The organism is Leisingera sp. NJS204, assembly GCF_004123675.1.
Classification (GTDB): Bacteria; Pseudomonadota; Alphaproteobacteria; order Rhodobacterales; family Rhodobacteraceae; genus Leisingera.
The window spans coordinates 2369406-2387280 of record NZ_CP035417.1; the positions used below are offsets into that span (position 1 = coordinate 2369406).

Annotated in this window: 19 protein-coding genes and 1 tRNA gene; 11 read left to right on the plus strand and 9 right to left on the minus strand. The window is 64.3% G+C overall.

Translation table 11 applies throughout. The annotated features are described in order from the left end of the window. The first annotated feature begins 48 nt into the window (after positions 1-48). Together ETW24_RS11600 and ETW24_RS11605 are read left to right on the plus strand one after the other, a co-directional pair. A complete protein-coding gene (locus ETW24_RS11600) occupies positions 49-804 on the plus strand; it encodes an SDR family NAD(P)-dependent oxidoreductase (RefSeq protein WP_129371202.1) in 756 nt (251 codons plus the stop codon). A gap of 281 nt (positions 805-1085) precedes the next feature. Beyond that, entirely contained in the window at positions 1086-1640 is a 555-nt protein-coding gene (locus ETW24_RS11605) for a sugar O-acetyltransferase (RefSeq protein WP_129371203.1), read from the plus strand. A 157-nt stretch (positions 1641-1797) separates the two neighbouring features. On the opposite strand, the gene ETW24_RS11610 is transcribed toward ETW24_RS11605, so the two are convergent. The 3 genes from ETW24_RS11610 to ETW24_RS11620 form a co-directional block, all read right to left on the minus strand. After that, complete coding sequence (locus tag ETW24_RS11610; RefSeq protein ID WP_129371204.1) at positions 1798-3606, minus strand: ABC-F family ATP-binding cassette domain-containing protein; 1809 nt, start codon at positions 3604-3606, stop codon at positions 1798-1800. A 69-nt stretch (positions 3607-3675) separates the two neighbouring features. Further along, positions 3676-4419 (minus strand): GNAT family N-acetyltransferase, encoded by a 744-nt coding sequence (locus ETW24_RS11615; RefSeq protein ID WP_129371205.1) that lies wholly within the window; start codon positions 4417-4419, stop codon positions 3676-3678. Positions 4420-4504: 85 nt separating this feature from the next. Beyond that, positions 4505-4978, minus strand: coding sequence for an outer membrane protein assembly factor BamE (locus ETW24_RS11620; RefSeq protein WP_129371206.1), 474 nt, complete (start codon positions 4976-4978; stop codon positions 4505-4507). Positions 4979-5079: 101 nt separating this feature from the next. Between ETW24_RS11620 and ETW24_RS11625 the strand changes: the two genes are divergently transcribed. From ETW24_RS11625 to ETW24_RS11660, 8 genes are all read left to right on the plus strand, one after another. After that, complete coding sequence (locus ETW24_RS11625) at positions 5080-5616, plus strand: YceD family protein (RefSeq protein WP_129371207.1); 537 nt, start codon at positions 5080-5082, stop codon at positions 5614-5616. A 222-nt stretch (positions 5617-5838) separates the two neighbouring features. After that, a complete protein-coding gene (gene rpmF, locus ETW24_RS11630) occupies positions 5839-6045 on the plus strand; it encodes a 50S ribosomal protein L32 (protein ID WP_008558107.1) in 207 nt (68 codons plus the stop codon). Positions 6046-6081: 36 nt separating this feature from the next. Next, the gene (gene plsX, locus ETW24_RS11635; protein ID WP_129371208.1) at positions 6082-7194 is read left to right on the plus strand and encodes a phosphate acyltransferase PlsX; all 1113 of its coding nucleotides are present in this window, start codon (positions 6082-6084) and stop codon (positions 7192-7194) included. Between the two features lie 17 nt (positions 7195-7211). After that, the gene (locus ETW24_RS11640) at positions 7212-8183 is read left to right on the plus strand and encodes a beta-ketoacyl-ACP synthase III (RefSeq protein ID WP_129371209.1); all 972 of its coding nucleotides are present in this window, start codon (positions 7212-7214) and stop codon (positions 8181-8183) included. A gap of 101 nt (positions 8184-8284) precedes the next feature. After that, positions 8285-8587 carry an integration host factor subunit alpha gene (ihfA, locus tag ETW24_RS11645; RefSeq protein ID WP_024090431.1) on the plus strand — a complete coding sequence of 101 codons (303 nt, stop codon included), beginning with the start codon at positions 8285-8287 and terminating at the stop codon, positions 8585-8587. 15 nt (positions 8588-8602) lie between these two features. Then, a complete protein-coding gene (locus tag ETW24_RS24835) occupies positions 8603-10603 on the plus strand; it encodes a MerR family transcriptional regulator (RefSeq protein ID WP_254695602.1) in 2001 nt (666 codons plus the stop codon). A gap of 154 nt (positions 10604-10757) precedes the next feature. After that, a tRNA-Pro gene (locus ETW24_RS11655) sits at positions 10758-10834 on the plus strand. A 125-nt stretch (positions 10835-10959) separates the two neighbouring features. Continuing rightward, complete coding sequence (locus ETW24_RS11660; protein ID WP_129371210.1) at positions 10960-12039, plus strand: 2'-deoxycytidine 5'-triphosphate deaminase; 1080 nt, start codon at positions 10960-10962, stop codon at positions 12037-12039. Between the two features lie 37 nt (positions 12040-12076). On the opposite strand, the gene ETW24_RS11665 is transcribed toward ETW24_RS11660, so the two are convergent. Then, positions 12077-12607 (minus strand): Lrp/AsnC family transcriptional regulator, encoded by a 531-nt coding sequence (locus tag ETW24_RS11665; RefSeq protein WP_129372915.1) that lies wholly within the window; start codon positions 12605-12607, stop codon positions 12077-12079. A gap of 70 nt (positions 12608-12677) precedes the next feature. Here ETW24_RS11665 and ETW24_RS11670 point away from each other — a divergent pair, with 70 nt between their 5' ends. Continuing rightward, the gene (locus ETW24_RS11670; protein ID WP_129371211.1) at positions 12678-13829 is read left to right on the plus strand and encodes an MFS transporter; all 1152 of its coding nucleotides are present in this window, start codon (positions 12678-12680) and stop codon (positions 13827-13829) included. On the opposite strand, the gene ETW24_RS11675 is transcribed toward ETW24_RS11670, so the two are convergent. The 5 genes from ETW24_RS11675 to ETW24_RS11695 form a co-directional block, all read right to left on the minus strand. Then, positions 13804-13992 (minus strand): hypothetical protein, encoded by a 189-nt coding sequence (locus ETW24_RS11675; RefSeq protein ID WP_129371212.1) that lies wholly within the window; start codon positions 13990-13992, stop codon positions 13804-13806. The genes ETW24_RS11670 and ETW24_RS11675 overlap by 26 nt on opposite strands. A 133-nt stretch (positions 13993-14125) precedes the next feature. Then, entirely contained in the window at positions 14126-14803 is a 678-nt protein-coding gene (gene scpB / locus ETW24_RS11680) for an SMC-Scp complex subunit ScpB (RefSeq protein ID WP_205877247.1), read from the minus strand. Beyond that, on the minus strand, positions 14803-15597 hold the full coding sequence (locus tag ETW24_RS11685; protein ID WP_129371213.1) for a segregation and condensation protein A: 795 nt from the start codon (positions 15595-15597) through the stop codon (positions 14803-14805). Before ETW24_RS11685 ends, scpB begins: the two co-directional genes overlap by 1 nt. After that, positions 15590-16594 carry a beta-N-acetylhexosaminidase gene (nagZ, locus tag ETW24_RS11690; protein WP_129371214.1) on the minus strand — a complete coding sequence of 335 codons (1005 nt, stop codon included), beginning with the start codon at positions 16592-16594 and terminating at the stop codon, positions 15590-15592. The genes ETW24_RS11685 and nagZ overlap by 8 nt, the downstream gene beginning before the upstream one ends. Before the next feature lie 66 nt (positions 16595-16660). Then, positions 16661-17860 (minus strand): SPOR domain-containing protein, encoded by a 1200-nt coding sequence (locus ETW24_RS11695; RefSeq protein ID WP_129371215.1) that lies wholly within the window; start codon positions 17858-17860, stop codon positions 16661-16663. Positions 17861-17875: the final 15 nt, after the last annotated feature.

Genomic DNA, 17875 nt, shown 5'->3' on the forward strand with positions numbered 1-17875 from the left:
CCTCCATTATATGAACACACGTTCAGATAACCGGGAGGAGCCCCGCTCATGAAACTTGCAGACACCGCTGCCATTGTCACCGGCGCCGCCTCGGGCCTGGGCGAGGCCACCGCCCGCTACTTTGCCGGCCAAGGCGCCCAGGTGACAATCCTGGACCGCGACGCCGGCCGCGGAACCCGAGTTGCGGAAGAAATCGGCGGGCATTTCGCCCAGACCGACGTCACCAGCGAAGACTCGGTCTCCGCCGCCATCGCCCACGCCGCCGGGAAGATGGGCAAGATCACCGCTTGCGTGAACTGCGCCGGCATCGCCATCGGTGCTAAGACCGTCGGCAAGGACGGCGCGCATCCGCTGGACGCCTACAAGCGCACCATTGACATCAATCTGGTCGGCACTTTCAACGTGGCGCGCCTCGCCGCCGTGGAAATCGCCAAGAACACTCCGGACGCTGACGGCGCCCGCGGGGTGATCATCAACACCGCCTCGATCGCCGCCTTTGAAGGCCAAAAGGGCCAGGCGGCTTATGCGGCCTCCAAGGGCGGCGTGGCCGGCATGTGCCTGCCGATGGCGCGTGATCTGGCCTCTTCGGGCATCCGCGTGATGACCATCGCGCCCGGCATTTTCATGACGCCGATGCTGGCCGGCCTGCCGGAAGAAGTGCAGCAGCAATTGGCGGCAGATGTGCCCAACCCCGCCCGCCTGGGCGATCCCCGCGAATACGGCCGCCTCGCGGGCTTTATCGTCGAAATGGGCTACCTCAACGGCGAAGTCATCCGCATTGACGGCGCCCTGCGCATGCGCTGACACACCTGCTGTTGAGGCCGGGTCAAGGGCTGCACAGCAGCGGCGCCTGCGCCATTCACCCTTAAGGCGGTCTCAGCGGACTACACACTCGAAACGGCGTCTTGAGGGGCACACCGCCCCTTAAGCGCTTCTCAGCCAAACCTTTTTGCGTTGCGCAGCAACGCGCGGCCCAAGGCCGCACAAAGGTGCCTTGGCGCAGCCAGGGCTCCTGCGGGCGCGGGAGCACTGCCGCCGATTGACAATCCCTCCAGCCCACATTTCACTCCCATCAGGAGGTCTTGATGCGCAAAACCGAACGGCAGAAAATGCAGGCTGGCGAATGGTACTGTTGCCAGGACAGCGAACTTGGGGTGTTGCAGCACCAGGCCCGCGTTGCGGTGCATCAGCACAACACCACCCCGCCTGATCCCGCCGCGCAGCTCAGCCCGCCGCTGGCCGCTCTCTTTGCCGCCCACGGCGAAAACTGCCTGGTTGAGGCCCCCTTCCACTGCGCCTATGGCATCAACATCACCCTGGGCTGCAACGTCTACATGAACGCGGGCTGCACCATTCTGGACACCGCGCCGGTCACCATCGGCGACGGCGCCATGCTGGGGCCGAATGTGCAGATCTACTGCGCCCAGCACCACAAGGACAGGGCATTACGGGCGCAAGGGCTGGAGATCGCCCGCCCCGTTACTCTGGGCACGGACGTCTGGATCGGCGGCGGCGCAATCCTCCTGCCGGGTGTCACAATCGGCGACGGCGCCATCGTCGGCGCCGGGGCGGTAGTGACCAGGGATGTGGCTGCAGGCAAAACGGTGACAGGCAATCCCGCCCGCCCCCGGCGCCTGTAATCAAGCCGGTCGTCAGACGGTTAAGGCACCGCCCGCCGCCTTAACCCGCGCTTCATATTTCCTTATTAATTCCAAAGCATTATGGAAGAACCTTTGACCAAATGTTTCGCGCGCGAAACATTTGGTCAGCCTTACTGTCTTAACTGAAACCGCGGCCTCAGCCCTCGGCTTTTTCCTCCAGCAGCAACCATTCTTCCTCAGCCGCCGCCAGCTTTTCCTGCCGCTCCACCAGCGCTTCGGTCGCTTTCCTGAACTTGACCGGCTCGCGGGTGAACAGCGCTGGATCCGCCATCAATTCCTGCAGTTTGCCGATCTCCGCTTCCAGCCGCTCAATCTCTCCCGGCAGCGCCTCCAGCCGGTGCTTTTCCTTAAAGCTCAGCCCGTCCTTGGGCGGACTTTCCTGCTTGGGCTTCGGCTTCGCAACCTTCACCTTCTCAGACTTTTCCGCAATGTCCAGCGGCCCGCGCTGCGCCAGGTAGTCGCTCCATCCGCCGGCATAAGCCGTGGCCTTGCCGTCGCCTTCCATCGCAATGGTGGTGGTCGCCACCCGGTCCAGAAAATCCCGGTCATGGCTCACCAGCAGCACGGTGCCGTCGTAATTATCGAGCAGCTCCTGCAAGAGATCCAGCGTCTCCACATCCAGGTCGTTGGTCGGTTCATCCAGAACCAGAAGGTTCGAGGACCGCGCCAGCAGCCGCGCCAAAAGCAGCCGCGCCTTCTCGCCGCCCGACAAAGACCGAACCGGGGCACGCGCCTGGGCTTCATCAAACAGAAACTCCTTCAGATAGCCCACCACATGTTTCGGCTGCCCGCGCACCATCACCTGATCCGCCTTGCCGGAAACCCCCAGCAGGGGATCTGCGGTCAGATTCTCCCACAGGGTCGCATTGCCATCCAATTGATCCCGCGTCTGATCGAACAGCGCCAGCTCCAGATTGGTGCCCAGCTTCACCGACCCCGTATCCGGCTCTTCCAGCCCCAGCAGCATCTTCAACAGCGTGGTCTTGCCTGCGCCATTGGGCCCGACAAAAGCCACCCGGTCGCCGCGCTGCACCTTCAGCGAGAAGTCCTGCACGATCTGCTTACCGCCAAAGGCCTTGCCCAGCCCCTCGGCCTCAATCACCTTGCGGCCCGATTTCGGCCCCGAATCCAACGCCATCTCAGCTGCGCCCTGGCGCTTGATCTGGTTGCTGCGTTCGGATTTCAGATCCTGCAGCGCCCGCACCCGGCCCATGTTGCGCTTGCGGCGGGCGGAAATCCCCTCCACCGCCCAGCGGCTTTCGGATTTGATCAGCCGGTTCAGCTTGTGCCGCTGCTGGTCTTCTTCCTCCCACAGCTTGTCGCGCCAGGCTTCAAAGGCCTCAAACCCCTTTTCCTGCCGGCGCACCGCGCCGCGGTCCACCCACAGCGTCGCCTTCGTCAGCGCCCGCAAAAACGCCCGGTCGTGGCTGATCAGCACAAAACCCGCGCGGGTCGCCTTCAGCTCATTCTCCAGCCAGGTGATCGCTTCGATATCCAGATGGTTGGTCGGCTCGTCCAGCAGCATCAGATCCGGCGCCTCGGCCATCAGCTTGGCCAATGCGGCGCGGCGCCGTTCACCGCCGGATGCGGTTTCAACGGGACGCGCCGGATCGAACTTCAACCCTTCGCCCGCGCGCTCCACCTTGTACATCTCGCCAGGATCCAGCGCGCTGGCGGCAAAATCGCCCAGCGTCGCAAAACCCGTCATCTGCGGATCCTGCTCCATATAGCCCACCGATTTACCCGGCGGCACCACAATTGCGCCCTTATCCGCTTCAACAATCCCCGCCATCACCTTCATCAGCGTGGATTTCCCCGACCCGTTGCGGCCCACCAGGGCAACGCGGTCGCCGGGCTGAACCACCAGATCGAGATCGGAAAAAACCGGATCGCCCCCAAAGGTGAGGGAAATACCGGACATCTGCAAAAGAGGAATACGTGCCATGCCAGCCAGCTACCCCGGCGGCAGAATCGCGTCAACGCCGCTTCTTCATCTTTTCAAAAATACTCAAATTCACCCGGCCACCGCCCTGAGCAGCCGCTTGCGGGCAGCAGGAATGGCCCCGATCTCCAGCCCGGTGAACACATGCAGCGTGTTCATACAGGCATCGACCACCGCATGATCGCTGACCCAGCCGCCCATCAGCAGATAGGTCCGCAGCAGCGGCGGCATATGCAGCATCGCCTTTTTCACATCCGGTTTCCGCCGCAACCGCGCAGCAAAGCGGAACACATCGGGCGCCTTCACCTGCGGCCGCCAGCAAGGCGGCGCCAGATGCCGGTGTTTCAGCAATGCAAAAGCGTCCAGATATTCTGCCGTGGCGGTGCCGGCAAAAGACGTGCAGCCAAACAGCATCCGCACATCTTTTGCATCAACAAAGACCGTTACCGCCCCCCAGGCAATGCGCAGGATATCCGGGTCGTGCCAATCGGGATGGATGCAGAACCGGCCCAGCTCCGCCATCCGGCCCTGGAACCCCTGCAACCCCGGCAGATCATAGAACTGCGCCGAATAACTGCGGCCCAGTTCCGCGCCGCCCCTCAGCACCAGCAGCCGGAAGCAGCAGACCAAAGCACCAGTCCGCACCTCCTCCACCAGCACATGCACGCAGGCCGCATCATAAGCGTCGCAATCGGTGCCGCCGGTGCGAAAGCACAGCGCGCGCAGCGCCTGCGCCGCAGCCACATCCGCAGCCCCCGCCGCCAGGCGCGCGCGGTAACACCCCTTGTGCAATAGCACCTCCGGCACTACTGCCATCGCGGCCTCCCCCTTCTCCGGTTCAGCCCTTAACATAAGCGCTGTGACAGCCCGGTGAAGCCCGCTGGACCGGCAGCCCCCAGCCTTACTGGTCCTGCAGGAACTGATCGGGACCGAAGTTGCCCAGGCTGCCCAGCAGCTGGCGCAGGAACGTGTTGTCCTGCACGCTGGAACTGGTCACCCGGCGTTCCAGCGGCACCACTTTGCCGTCTTCCAGGCTGAACCGCTCAATCCCCTGCACCACTCCGGCGGTGTCAAAGCTGATCGCAACCAGATCGCGCGCCACCGGTTTCGGGGCTGCGGCGCCATAGTGGCGGAACCGGGTCGCCACGTAATAATAACCGCTGTCGTTCAGCACCCCGGTCGAGGACGGGATACCGACGCTTTCGGCCACCGAATCCCGGGTATCGATCCCCGGCACCACTTCGGCCAGCTGGTCCGGCGTGGGCACATACCCGTGCTTGCGGTAAACCGACGAACAGGCCGCCAGTGCCAGCCCCGCCGCGGCAAAAACCGCCCCGCGCATAACGGACTTAAAGTGAAATGCCTTAGCAACCATGACTGCCCCCCGGCCTTATGCCGCAATGCGCGGCTTGAATACGTCTTTGAACCCGATTACCTAATGACCGCTTCCGGTTCAAGAAACGAAAGTCCCCGATTATGTCTGACAGCACCGCACTGCGGGTGGCGGATCTGCCGCAAAACACCCCGACCGCCTTTGAAATTGTCCCGGATAAAGCAGATCTGGCCGCATTGGCAGCCGAGCTGGGCGTGACCGCCCTGCGCAAAACCCGCTTTAAAGGCGAGATCAAGGCGCGCGGCAAACGCGACTGGCAGCTGACCGGATCCTTGGGCGCCACTGTGGTGCAGGACTGTGTGGTGACACTGGAGCCGGTGACCACGCGGATTGAGGAGAACATCCGCCTCACCTACCTGTCCCGTATGGAGATTCCGGACGAAGCCGAGGCGGAAATGCCCGAGGATGACAGCACCGAGGCGCTTGGCAGCCATATTGATCCGGGCGCCGTGATGGCCGAGGCGCTGGCGCTGCATATCCCCGTCTACCCGCGCAAAGACGGCGCTGAGCTGGGCGAAGCGGTCTATACCAAGCCCGGCACGGCGCCGATGCGCGACGAGGATGCCCGCCCCTTTGCCGGTCTTGGCGCGCTGCGCGGGCTGCTGAAAGATGAGGATTAAGCCGGAATTTCCGCGCTTGCGGAAATTGCATCTGGAACCGGCGGCAAAGCTGCCCTAAAAAACACCTTGCGCCGCCGGAGATTCGCAGTATTTTCGCGCGCTCATCGGAATTTTTGGTTGGACAATGCTTGGGCAGGCGCCTAAACGCACGTCAGACTGATCGAACAGAACGCAATCGCGCCGCGGGGATGGCCCCAAGGCCCAAAAGACAAAGGTTGAGACATGGCCGTCCAACAGAATAAAGTATCCAAATCGCGCCGCAACAACCGCCGCGCGCACGATGCACTGGTTGCTGCAAACCCGAACGAATGCGGCAACTGCGGCGAGCTGAAGCGCCCGCACCACGTATGCCCCTCCTGCGGCCATTATGACGACAAAGAAATCGTCGCAGCGGCTGACGAGATCGAGATCGACGAAGACGCGGCATAAGCCACGGACAGGATTTGATGCCAGGCAGGCTTTCGCATGACGGGTAAACCCGATCAAAATCAGGCAAAAGCCGGCCGCATCACCATTTCTGTTGACGCCATGGGCGGAGACGCCGGCCCCGCTGTTGTGGTGGCCGGCATTGCCATGTCGGCGGATAAGAATCCCGATATCGGGTTCATCCTGCACGGCCCCGCCGAACAGCTGAAACCACTGGTCGCCAAAAAACGCATCCTTGAAGGCCGGGTTGAGATTCGCGACGTCCGCGACGTTGTCACCATGGAGGACAAACCCTCTCAGGTGATGCGCAACGGCAAGGGCACCTCGATGTGGTCGGCCCTGGATGCGGTCAAGAACGGCGAAGCGGGCGGCGCTGTATCCTGCGGCAACACCGGCGCGCTGATGGCGCTGTCGATGCTGCGCCTGCGCAAGCTGCCGGGGGTTAACCGGCCTGCCATTGCCATCCTGTGGCCGTCGCTGAACCCGCAGGGCTTCAACGTGATGCTGGATGTCGGCGCCGACGTGAAGGCGGATGCCGAGGACCTGCTGCAATACGCGCTGATGGGCACCTCATACGTGCGCAATTCCATGGACATTGCCTGCCCGCGGGTCGGCTTGCTGAACGTGGGCACCGAAGAGCACAAGGGCAGCGCCGTGCTGAAAGAGGCCCACGCGCTGATTGCGGAGAACGCCGCACAGTCCAATTATGAATTCACCGGCTTTGTCGAAGGCAGCGATATTCCCGGTGATACCGCAGATGTGATCGTCACCGACGGCTTTACCGGCAATGTGGCGATCAAGACTGGCGAAGGCACCGCGCGGGTAATGCGCACCGCCTTGCGGGAAGCCTTTGAATTTTCGTTTTTGTCCAAGATTGCCGCCCTTCTGGCGATGACCTCTTTGAAAAGACTGTCCAAACGGATGGATCCGCGCCGGGTCAACGGCGGCGTGTTCCTGGGGCTCAATGGCACTGTGGTCAAATCCCACGGCGGCGCCGATGCCATGGGGGTTTCCGCTGCGGTCAAGCTGGCGTTCCGCCTGGCAGAGCATGGATTCGCCGAAAAGCTGGCGGCACGGGTTGCATCTGCCGGTGCGCATACCCAAGATGATACTGCCCCCCGCGAGACGCGGGCGGCCACCGAAAAAGATTAAAATAGGCAGGCAATCGAATGACGCGACGCGCGGTAGTTGTTGGCACAGGACACTATCTCCCCGAACGGGTGGTTGAAAACGCGGAATTCGAAGCCACGCTGGATACCACGGACGAATGGATCCGCAGCCGGTCTGGCATCGAACGCCGCCATTTCGCCGCCGAGGGTGAGACCACATCGGATATGGCCGCCAAGGCAGCGGAACGCGCTTTGGCCGACGCCGGGCTGACGGCTGAAGATGTGGACGCCATCATCGTGGCAACCTCCACCGCCGACCTCACCTTTCCTTCCGCTGCCACTATGGTGCAGTCCAAGCTGGGCATGACAAAAGGCTTTGCCTTTGACGTCCAGGCGGTCTGCGCCGGCTTTGTCTATGCCCTCAGCAATGCCAACGCGCTGATCGCCTCGGGCCAGGCAGAGCGGGTGCTGGTGATCGGCGCCGAGACCTTCAGCCGGATCATGGACTGGACCGACCGCGGCACCTGCGTGCTGTTCGGCGACGGCGCCGGCGCGCTGCTGCTGGAAGGCCAGGAGCAGCCCGGCACCAACAGGGACCGCGGCATCCTGTCGACCGACCTCAACTCGGACGGGCGCTATAAGGATCTCTTGTATGTGGACGGCGGCGTCTCCACTCAGTCGACCGGCCATTTGCGGATGCAGGGCAACCAGGTGTTCCGCCACGCGGTGGAGAAACTCGCCTCTACCGCGAACACCGCGCTGGACAAGGCCGGGCTGGCGGCCGCGGATGTGGATTGGATCGTGCCGCATCAGGCCAATATCCGCATCATCCAGGGCACCGCCAAGAAAATGGGGCTCAGCATGGACAACGTGGTGGTAACCGTGCAGGATCACGGCAACACCTCTGCCGCCTCTATTCCGCTGGCCCTGTCCGTCGGCAAAGAGCGCGGCCAGATCAAAGAAGGCGATCTGATTGTGACCGAAGCCATCGGCGGCGGCCTCGCCTGGGGTGCCGTTGTGGTGCGCTGGTAACCCTGCAGTCTTAATTTCCGCCCGAAACACCCCGCGCAATTCATTGATATTGACAGGGAAATTCCCCGCGCCCTATGCTTTGGCAAACAACGGGGAATGGTATGGGCGAAAAAACACTTACACGAATGGATTTGAGTGAAGCAGTTTTCCGGGAAGTCGGCCTGTCGCGCAATGAAAGCGCGCAGCTGGTGGAAAGCATGCTGCAATACATGTCGGATGCCCTGGTGCGCGGTGAACAGGTGAAGATTTCCTCGTTCGGCACATTCAGCGTGCGGGACAAATCAGCCAGGGTCGGGCGCAACCCGAAAACCGGCGAAGAAGTGCCGATTCAGCCGCGCCGCGTGCTGACCTTCCGGCCCTCCCACCTGATGAAAGACCGCGTGGCAGACGGCAACCGTAAATAACGGGACCAATTGGCCATGTCGAAATCACCGGACGCGTTCCGCACCATTAGCGAAGTTGCGGAATGGCTGGGCGTGCAGGCCCATGTCCTGCGCTTCTGGGAGAGTAAGTTCACCCAGCTCAAACCTGTAAAGCGGGCCGGCGGGCGGCGCTACTACCGGCCTGCGGATATGCTGCTTCTGGGCGGCATCAAGAAACTGCTGCATGACGACGGGCTGCCGATCAAGGAGGTGCAGGCGCTGCTGCGTGAGCATGGAGCGGCGCATGTGTCCGGCTTTTCCCATTCGCTTGACGGCTCAGCCGCAGAGCGCCCCGAAGCCGTGCCGCCGGCCGATAAGCTTGGCGATGATTGGCAAAGCTCGCTGGAGCTGAGCCTTGACGCTGCCGCGCAGGATCCAGATCCAGGCAGCAATGTGGTCGGCTTCCCGCCCACGGCGGCAGCTGATGCAGCCACAGCTGAAACCCGCGCGCTGCCGGACAGCGGCCCGGCATCTGCCCCCGAAACTAGACCCGAATCCGGCCCCGGTTCCCCCTCCGAGCCGCAAAATCAGACGGACCCGGAGCCGCCCGCCGCTGACAACGGTGCAGAGGCCGGCTCAGAACAGCCAAAGCCCGGCCCCGGCGCCCTCCCTGTGGCAGAAGCCCCCGCAGACTTGCCCCTTGCCAGCGCCCCGGAACCCGAAGCCCCTGCCGCTTTGCCCGATACTGATGCGCCTGACTCTGCTGCATCGCTGGATCTGCCCGCCGCTGAGGCTGCTAAGGATGTTTCAGCCGATGCGCACAGCGCAGAGCCCTCAGTCGATCAGCCCGCCGCCGCCGCCCCGGCACCGGCACCGGAAGCACCCGTACAGGACCGCCCCGCCGCCATGCCGGCGATGGAAGACCCCACGCCTGCTGCAGAGGCTGAGATTTCCACCCCTGACGCCAAAGCGGAGCCGGCCGCGCCTGTGATGGACAGCCTTGCAGAAGATCCTGCCGCAGCGGAGCCGCCGCAAGCCGGTGCGGATCCCGCTGACCTCCCAGCTGCCTCCGGCCCGGCCGGGGACCAACCGGAAACCAAGGCCCCGGACCTGCCTCTGGAGCAGCCGACTGCAAAGCCGGAGGCGGCACCGCCTGCAAGCGACGCCGCGGCACTTGATCCGGGCACCGCAGCGCCAAAGACCGAGGAGGCGCAGCCCGCCGCCACGGATATCCCAGCCGCAGTGCCGGGTCTGCCCCCCGAAGCGGCAATCGAAGAGCCGCAAGAGTTTGTTTGGGAAACCGATGCGGCTGCGAATCCGGAACCCGTTCCGGAACAGCCCGCAGTCACGGAAGAATCGGACACCGCGCCAGCGCCAATAGCAGAGCCTGCCTCTGATCCCTCCGCCGCACCGCTGGACAAACCAGCCGCAGCAGCGGAACCGGAACAAGCCGCAGAGCCGGTTGCAGAACAAGCGCCCGAAACCGGGTCCGAATCGGCGGCCGGGCCCGCGCCGGAAGAACAACCGGTCCCGGCGGATGAGCCCGTTTCCAGCCAGACACCGGTGCCCGCAGAAGAACCAGCAGCTTTTGCAGCGGACGCACCGCCAGCGGATCCGGAGCCGGCCGGGGACACGCTGGTGGCCGCCGCAGGCCTGCAGCCGGAAGAGCCGCTGGACTTCGGCTTAGCCCCGCCCGAGGCAGCCTCTGCGCCTGCTTCAGAAGCGGATCCCGCGATGTCTTTCCCGCCGCATGATCTGGACGAGGCCGCCCGGCAAGTGGATGCACTGGAATTCTCCTCCGGCTTCGACCCTGCAGCCGAAGCGCCCCAGGACGGCCCGGCTGAAACGGAAACGCCGGCACCGCAAGAGGCTGCAACGGAAACCACGGCGCCCGGCGCGCCAGTCCAGCCTCCAGCCCAGCCGCCAGCCCGGCCGCCGGTGCCGCAGCCGGGTGTTCTGGCGCATCTCGCCGCCATCCGCAGCTTGCCGCCGCATGTATTGGGTGAAATTGCCGCCTGCGCGGAGGAACTGCGGGGCCTTACTGCAAGCAGCCACTGAACCGGAGTCCAGCCCGTCGCTGGCCCCAGGACGCGGCTGCCGCAGCTGGCCTGCTTTGCTCCCGCTTTCCTCTGCTGACTTTCTTTGCGGCGGCGAGAAAAATATTGCCGCCCCCTCTTGCCCCTGCCGCCAAAACGGTTAGAAGGCTCCTCAACGGGCTATGGCGCAGCCTGGTAGCGCGTCCGTCTGGGGGACGGAAGGTCGCAGGTTCGAGTCCTGCTAGCCCGACCATATGAAAAACGCCCGGGTGTTCACGCACCCGGGCGTTTTCGTATCCAGCGCAAGTCTTTGCCGATTGCGCAGCGCGGCCAATTCGGCCAGCATCGCCGCAAAGCCGGCACCGAGGGGGACAGGACATGACAGGCGTATTGCCCAGCCAAACCATTGAAAAGATGCTGGATCACGGTGAAATCGCCGTCAGCTCCCCGCTGGTCGAAGGCCAGGTGCAGCCCGCCAGCCTCGACCTGCGCCTGGGCAACGTGGCTTACCGGGTGCGCGCCTCGTTTCTGACCGGCCAGGGCCGCAGCGTTTCCGACCGCCTGACCGAGTTCGAGATGCACCGGATCAGCCTGGAAGGCGGCGCAGTGCTGGAAAAAGGCTGCGTCTATGTGGTGCCCTTGATGGAAAGCCTGGCGCTGCCAAAGGATGTCTCTGCGGTGGCCAATGCCAAAAGCTCCACCGGGCGGCTGGATCTTCTGACCCGCACCATCACCGATGGCGGCGAGGAATTCGACCGCATCAAACCCGGCTACACCGGCCCGCTTTATGCCGAGATCTGCCCCCGGTCCTTCTCGGTGCTGGTGCGGCCCGGCATGCGGCTCAATCAGATCCGGTTCCGCACCGGCCAGGCAGTCCTCAGCGATGCTGAGCTGAAAATGCTGCACGCAGGCTCGCCGCTGGTTGACGGTGACGCGGTGATCGAAGATGGCCTGGGCTTTTCAGTTGATCTGAAACTGCCCGGCAGTGATCTGGTCGGCTACCGCGCCAAGCCGCATACCGGCGTCATCGACCTGGACCGGATCGGCGAATACGACCCGCAGGAATACTGGGAGGAAGTGCGCACCAAGGACGGACGCATCATTCTGGACCCCGGTGCCTTTTACATTCTGGTCAGCCGCGAGGCAGTGCATATCCCGCCCGCCTTTGCCGCCGAGATGGCGCCCTATCTGGCCATGGTGGGTGAATTCCGGGTGCATTATGCGGGCTTCTTCGACCCTGGCTTTGGCCATGACGCGGCCGGCGGCACCGGTTCGCGCGGGGTGCTGGAGGTGCGCTGCCACGAGGCGCCTTTTGTGCTGGAGCACGGCCAGGTGGTCGGGCGTCTCGTCTATGAGAAGATGGCAGAGGTGCCCGAGCAGCTTTACGGCGCCGGGATTGCATCGAATTATCAAGGCCAAGGGCTGAAACTGTCAAAGCACTTCAAGACGCCTGCCTGATAGCAAATAGGGCAGCACCCGGTCCAAAAGCCGGGCTTCACTTCACTGGCCCGCCGTTCGCCAGTTCCTTCGTCGTGCCCGCCTGCACCGGCCGGTCCAGATGCGTCGACAGCACCGTATAGGTGCGGGTGGCACGCACACAGCCGACCTCGTAAATCCGCGCCAGCAGCCCCTCCAGCGCTTTGGGGGAGGCAACCCGCACCTTGAGAATCAGGTTGGTATCCCCGGCAGAGCTGTGCACCTCCTCCAGCTCCGGCATCTCTTGCAGCGCCAAAAGATCCGTGGTCACGCCCCAGCCCTCGGTGTCCACATGGATAAAGGCCAGCAGCGGCTTGCCCACTGCAGCGCCGTCCAGCCGCGCAACGGTCGACTCGATGGCACCAGAGGCACGCAGCCGCTTGACCCGCTCATGCACCGCGGGCGCCGACAGACCGACCTCCTGGCCGATGGCAGCATAAGACAGCGTCGCATCGACGCTCAGCGCGCCTAATATTCTTCGGTCCAAAGCATCCAGAACCCGGCCCGGCCCCGTATTCTTCCGAACCCCATCTGTTATTTCCGTTGCCATATCCAGCTGCCCTTCACAGAACGTCATTCAGCACATAGCAAAGTTACCTGAACATTTTCAAGGTAATCCCATGCGATCCCCTATTCTGATCCTGATGAGCGCAATTGGCGTGATTGGTGCAAACTCCCTGCTGCTGTCGCCTGTGGTGACGGCTGTCAGTGAAACCCTGGACGCCTCCACAACAGAGGTGATGCGGGCGGCCAGCGCCTATGGCCTCGGGGTGGCCGCGGCGGCGCTGCTGCTGGCGCCATTGGCAGACCGCATCGGCGCCGGGCGGCTGCTGCGCGCAGCCCTCATGCTGCTGGCCGCTGGACTGGCAGCCAGTGCCGCAGCACCGGATGTCCGGTGGCTGATGGCGGCGCAGGCGGTGTGCGGGCTGGCAGCGGGCGCCGCCCTGCCCTCGATCTATACGCTGGCGATGGTGATCGCCCCCAAAGGGCGCGAGGCGCAGGTGCTGGGCTATGTGCTGGCGGGTTGGACGGTGTCGATGGTGCTGGGCGTCAGCGTCAGCGCCTGGGCCACCGATCTGGCAGGCTGGCGGACGGTCTATGGCGCCCTGTCAGGCGTGGCGCTTGTGCTGTGGGGCGCGGCGCGCGCCCTGCGCGGAGCAGGCAGCCCCAGCGGCCAGGCAACCTCGCCGCTGACTGCGCTGCGGGTGCCGGGCATCATGCGCGGATTGCTGGCCACTGCGCTGCTGATGCTGGGCTTTTACAGCAGCTATTTCTTCACTGGTGCCCATATCACCCAAGCATTGGGGCACAGCACCACCCAGGCGGGCCTGCTGCCGCTGTTCTACGGCATCGGCTTTGGCCTGGCGGTGCTGCTGGATCCGCTGCTGGACCGGCTGGGACTGGCGCGGGCGACGCCGCCGGTGTTTCTGGGCGTCACTGCCAGCTATTTGCTGATGATGGTCCGGGCGGACCAATACATGCTGCTGCTGGGCCTCGCAGTGCTGTGGGGGATCTGCCAGCACCTGGCGCTGAACCTGGTGGTGGCGCGGGTGACACAGCTGGACCCGCAGCAGCGCGGTGCCATCATGGGGCTGTTCAGCACCGTGACCTACATGTGCGTCTTCGCAGCCCCCTTTTGCGGCGCTGCGGCCTATGCCGGCTGGGGACTGGCGGGCTGCTTAGCCGTCTCCGCCCTGCTGTCAGCCTGCGCTGCGCTTGAGGCCATGGGCCTGAGACGCAAGCGGGTCAGCCCTGGCGGCGCCCCGGCTTGACCGGCGGAATGCGCGAACTGCCCGCCTGCTGCGCGGGCGGTGCGCTGCGCGGCTGACCCTTGCCGCGTTTGGCTACCGCGCTGATGCCGGCATTAACGCCCGCATTGACTGCGCGGCTGACCAGCCGCCGCAGCACCATGTTGATGATCGAATTCAATGTCATGGCCTTGGCCCCGCTTCCTGACTGCCCGCGATCTTAAAGGTAAATTAAGACAATTCCGGGGCGCAGAACACCGCTAAACACCGCCGGGACAAGACACCGGCAGACACGATTGCGTAAACCGCGCCCTCAGGCGTCACTCTTCGAACAGTTCCGCCTGTTCTTCCGGTTCCTCGTCGTCGTCGCCCCCCTGGCCCATCGCAAAGGCCCCCGGCGGCGGCCGGTTCTCCAGCAGGCCCGCGGCGCGCAGCTCTTTCAATCCCGGCAGGTCGCGGGCACTTTCCAGGCCGAAGTGATCCAAAAAGACCGGCGTCACCACAAAGGTCACCGGGCGGCCCGGCGTCATCCGGCGGCGGCCCAGGCGGATCCAGTCCATCTCCATCAGCTGGTCAATGGTACCGCGCGACACCGACACGCCGCGGATCTCTTCGATCTCGGTGCGGGTGACCGGCTGGTGATAGGCGACAATCGCCAAAGTCTCAATCGCGGCGCGGCTCAGCTTGCGCAGCTCGGTGGTTTCCTTCTGCATCAGAAAGCCCAGATCGGGTGCTGTGCGGATCGCCCAGGCATCGCCCAGACGCACCACCCGCACGCCGCGCCCCTCATAGCGTTTGCGCAGATGCTCCACCGCCTCACGCGGGTTGCAGCCATGCGGCATACGGCCTTCCAGATCGCGCAGGGTGACAGGCTCAGGGCTGGCAAACAGCACCGCCTCGACCATCCGCTCCTGCTCCGCCATCGGCGGCGCATCAAACAGCGTGTCGCTCTCTTCGCGGACGGGAGCGCCGTGGCTGTCCATAAGCTGGTCTTCCATCAGGTATCCTCGTTCAGGCTGCGCAGCTGGATCGGCGCAAATATCTCACTCTGGCGCAGCTCAAGCCTGCCTTCCTTCACCAGCTGCAAAGACGCAGCAAAGGTGGAGGCAGTGGCCGAGCGGCGCTTGACCGGATCGCTGTGCCAGCCGTCCGGCAGATAGCTGATCAGATCGGTCCAGCCGCCGGTAAAACCCAGCAGCTGGCGCATCCGCTCCAGCGCTTCTTCCATCGTAAAGACCGACTCCCGGTCCATCACAAAGGGGCGGAAATCCTCCTTGGTGCGGATGCGGGCATAGGCCTGCATCAGATCCAGCAGGTTGGCAGTATAGGTAACGGTCTTGATCCGGGCGACGCTCTCTTCTTCGCCGCGGGCAAAGAAGTCGCGCCCCAGCCGGTCGCGGGCCAGCAGCCGGGCCGAAGCATCGCGCATCGCCTGCAGGCGTTCCAGCTGGAACGCCAGGTGTGCCGCCAGTTCCTCGCCCGAGGGGCCGTCTTCCGCCGGGTCGGGGGGCAGCAGCAGGCGGGATTTCAGGAACGCCAGCCAGGCCGCCATCACCAGGTAATCCGCGGCCAGCTCGATCCGCAGCTCCTTGGCCTTGTTGACAAAGGTCAGGTACTGCTTGGCCAGCTCCAGCACCGAGATCTTGCGCAGGTCCACTTTCTGGGTGCGCGACAGGGTCAAAAGCAGGTCAAGCGGGCCTTCGAACCCGTCCACATCCACGATCAGGGCTTCGGCTGCCAGCCGCTCCTCTACCGTCGTGTCCGTGTCTGAAAAAAGTGTCTGCTCAGCCATAAACCTGCCCGCCCATGAGGGCGGCAAGTTCTCTTTCAGCGCTCAGAATGTCAAGGGCAGCAGGCGGGCGGCGGGCCGCCAAAGCGCGTTCTGCGCGGGTCTGCGCCGCCGCTGTCATCGCCCCTGCAGCCTCAGCCACCGCGATCCGTTCTTCCAGCGAGGCATTGCACAAAAGCACAACATCGCAGCCTGCCGCGATCGAGGCGCGGGCATTGTCCGCCAGCGAGCCCTGCAGAGCCTTCATCGAGATGTCATCGGTCATAACCAGCCCGTCAAACCCGATGCGTTCGCGGATCAGACGCATCATCACCGGTGACGTTGTAGCGGGGCGGTCGTCATAGGCGTCATAGACCAGATGCGCGGTCATCCCCAGCGGCAGGTCGTTCAGTGCCTGGAACGCGGCAAAGTCGCTTTGCTCCAGCACGTCAGGGTGGTTCGCCACATGCGGCAGGTCCAGATGGCTGTCAGCAGCGGCGCGGCCATGGCCGGGGATATGCTTCAGCACCGGCAGCACGCCGCCATCAAGATGCGCGGTGGCCACTGCACGGGCAATCCGGACTACCGTTGCGGCGCTGGTGCCATAGCAGCGGTTCTTCAGAAATTCATGGGTTTCCATGCAGGCGACATCGGCAATCGGCGCACAGTTGCTATCGATGCCCAGCGTATACAGTTCATGGGCAATCAACCTATAGCGCAGGTACATTGCCCGCACGGCGTCCTCGCCCGCCAGTTGCACATGCTCCAGCGGCGGCAGCCAATTGCGTGCCAGCGGTTTGCGCAGCCGCTGCACCCGCCCGCCCTCCTGGTCGATGGTGATCGGGGCATCGCGGCCCACCGCCTCGCGGAAGTCACCGCACAGCGCCTGGATCTGTTCGACATCTCCCAGATTGCGGGCAAACAGGATGAATCCAAACGGATCGGCATCGCGGAAGAACGCCTTTTCATCGGCAGTCAGCCGCAGGCCCTCGGCGTCAAGGATGGTGGCTCCGTAGGTCATAAGATCCCTATCGCCCCTGAAAAGCGGGAGGGCAGCGTCCGGCCTTGGGGCGGGCCGGGCGCTGCGTTACCGTGTGGTTACCGGAATGCAATCGGCATTGCCAGCCACCAGCGCCGAGCAGAACCGGCGGGCGTCCGACAGGCCGGCAAAGCCCATCGCCCGCAGCCGGTAGAACGTGCGCCCGCCGCTTTCGGCGCGCTGAATCACCCGCTGCTTGCCCTCAAGATAGTCCGCGAAACGGGCATGGATGCGGTCCCATTCAGCGCGCGCCACCTCCGGGCTTTCATAGGCGCCAAGCTGCGCCAGCCGTGTGCCTGCCGCAAGGGTTGCCGGATCCACATCAACGGTCCCGGCACGTGCTGCCGGTGCGGCTGCGGCCGGAGCCGGGCTGAACCGTGCGGGCCGGGCCGATGGCCGCAGCGAGACCTTGACACCCGGCGCATTCAGAATTGCAGGCGACGGGACTGCGGCGGCAAGCGCCGGCTGCAGCGGTTCCGGCTGCACGATGGCAGGGGCCTGCGCCGATGCGGGCACAGCGGCGGAAAGCGGCTCGGCCTCACGCGCCAATTCGGCAACCAGCGCGTCGATATCGCCGTTCTGGAACGAGGCCACGGCCTCCTCGCTGACGCCGGGCACTGCGGGAACGCCGGGTTCAACCGGGGCCGCAGGCAGTTCAGCCGCCGGCGCGGCCTCGGCGGCCAGCTCGGGCAGCGGTTTGTCATCTTCGGTCAGCTCAATGGCGGCAGGCGCCAGGGTCAGCCGGTCGGCAGGGGCTTCAGCGCTGCCGCTGGCGGCAACCGCGTTGACAGCCAGCCCCTGGTGATCCGCCTGAGAGCCGCCCGGCAGCACAGGCTGTTCGCGCATCGGTCCTTCGGCTGCGCGCACCACTGGAACGCCGCTGACATCCCGCATCACCAACTTGTAGCCCCAAAAGCCCACCCCGGCGACCAGGGCAATCGACGCAACTGCTCCCAGAATGCTCAGCGATTTCGAGAATCGCGCCCGCAGCCCGGCAGGAGCAGCAAAAACGGCATAGTCCTGGGGGCCGTGGCCCTGCCCTTCGGGCTGATATCCATAGGCGGAGTCTTCATAGCCGTAATTCGGCTCGGCTCCTGGCCCGGAATAGTGCTGCCCCCCGGAGTTCTGGCCGGAATACTGCTGGCCAGAATATTGCTGTGTGTATGTGTTTTCCGAGGCAGCGTCCTGTTCGTGACCGCTGCCTTGTGCATAGGCGCGGCCTTGGCCCGCCTGCGCAAAATACGCCATTTTCCGCCTCACTGC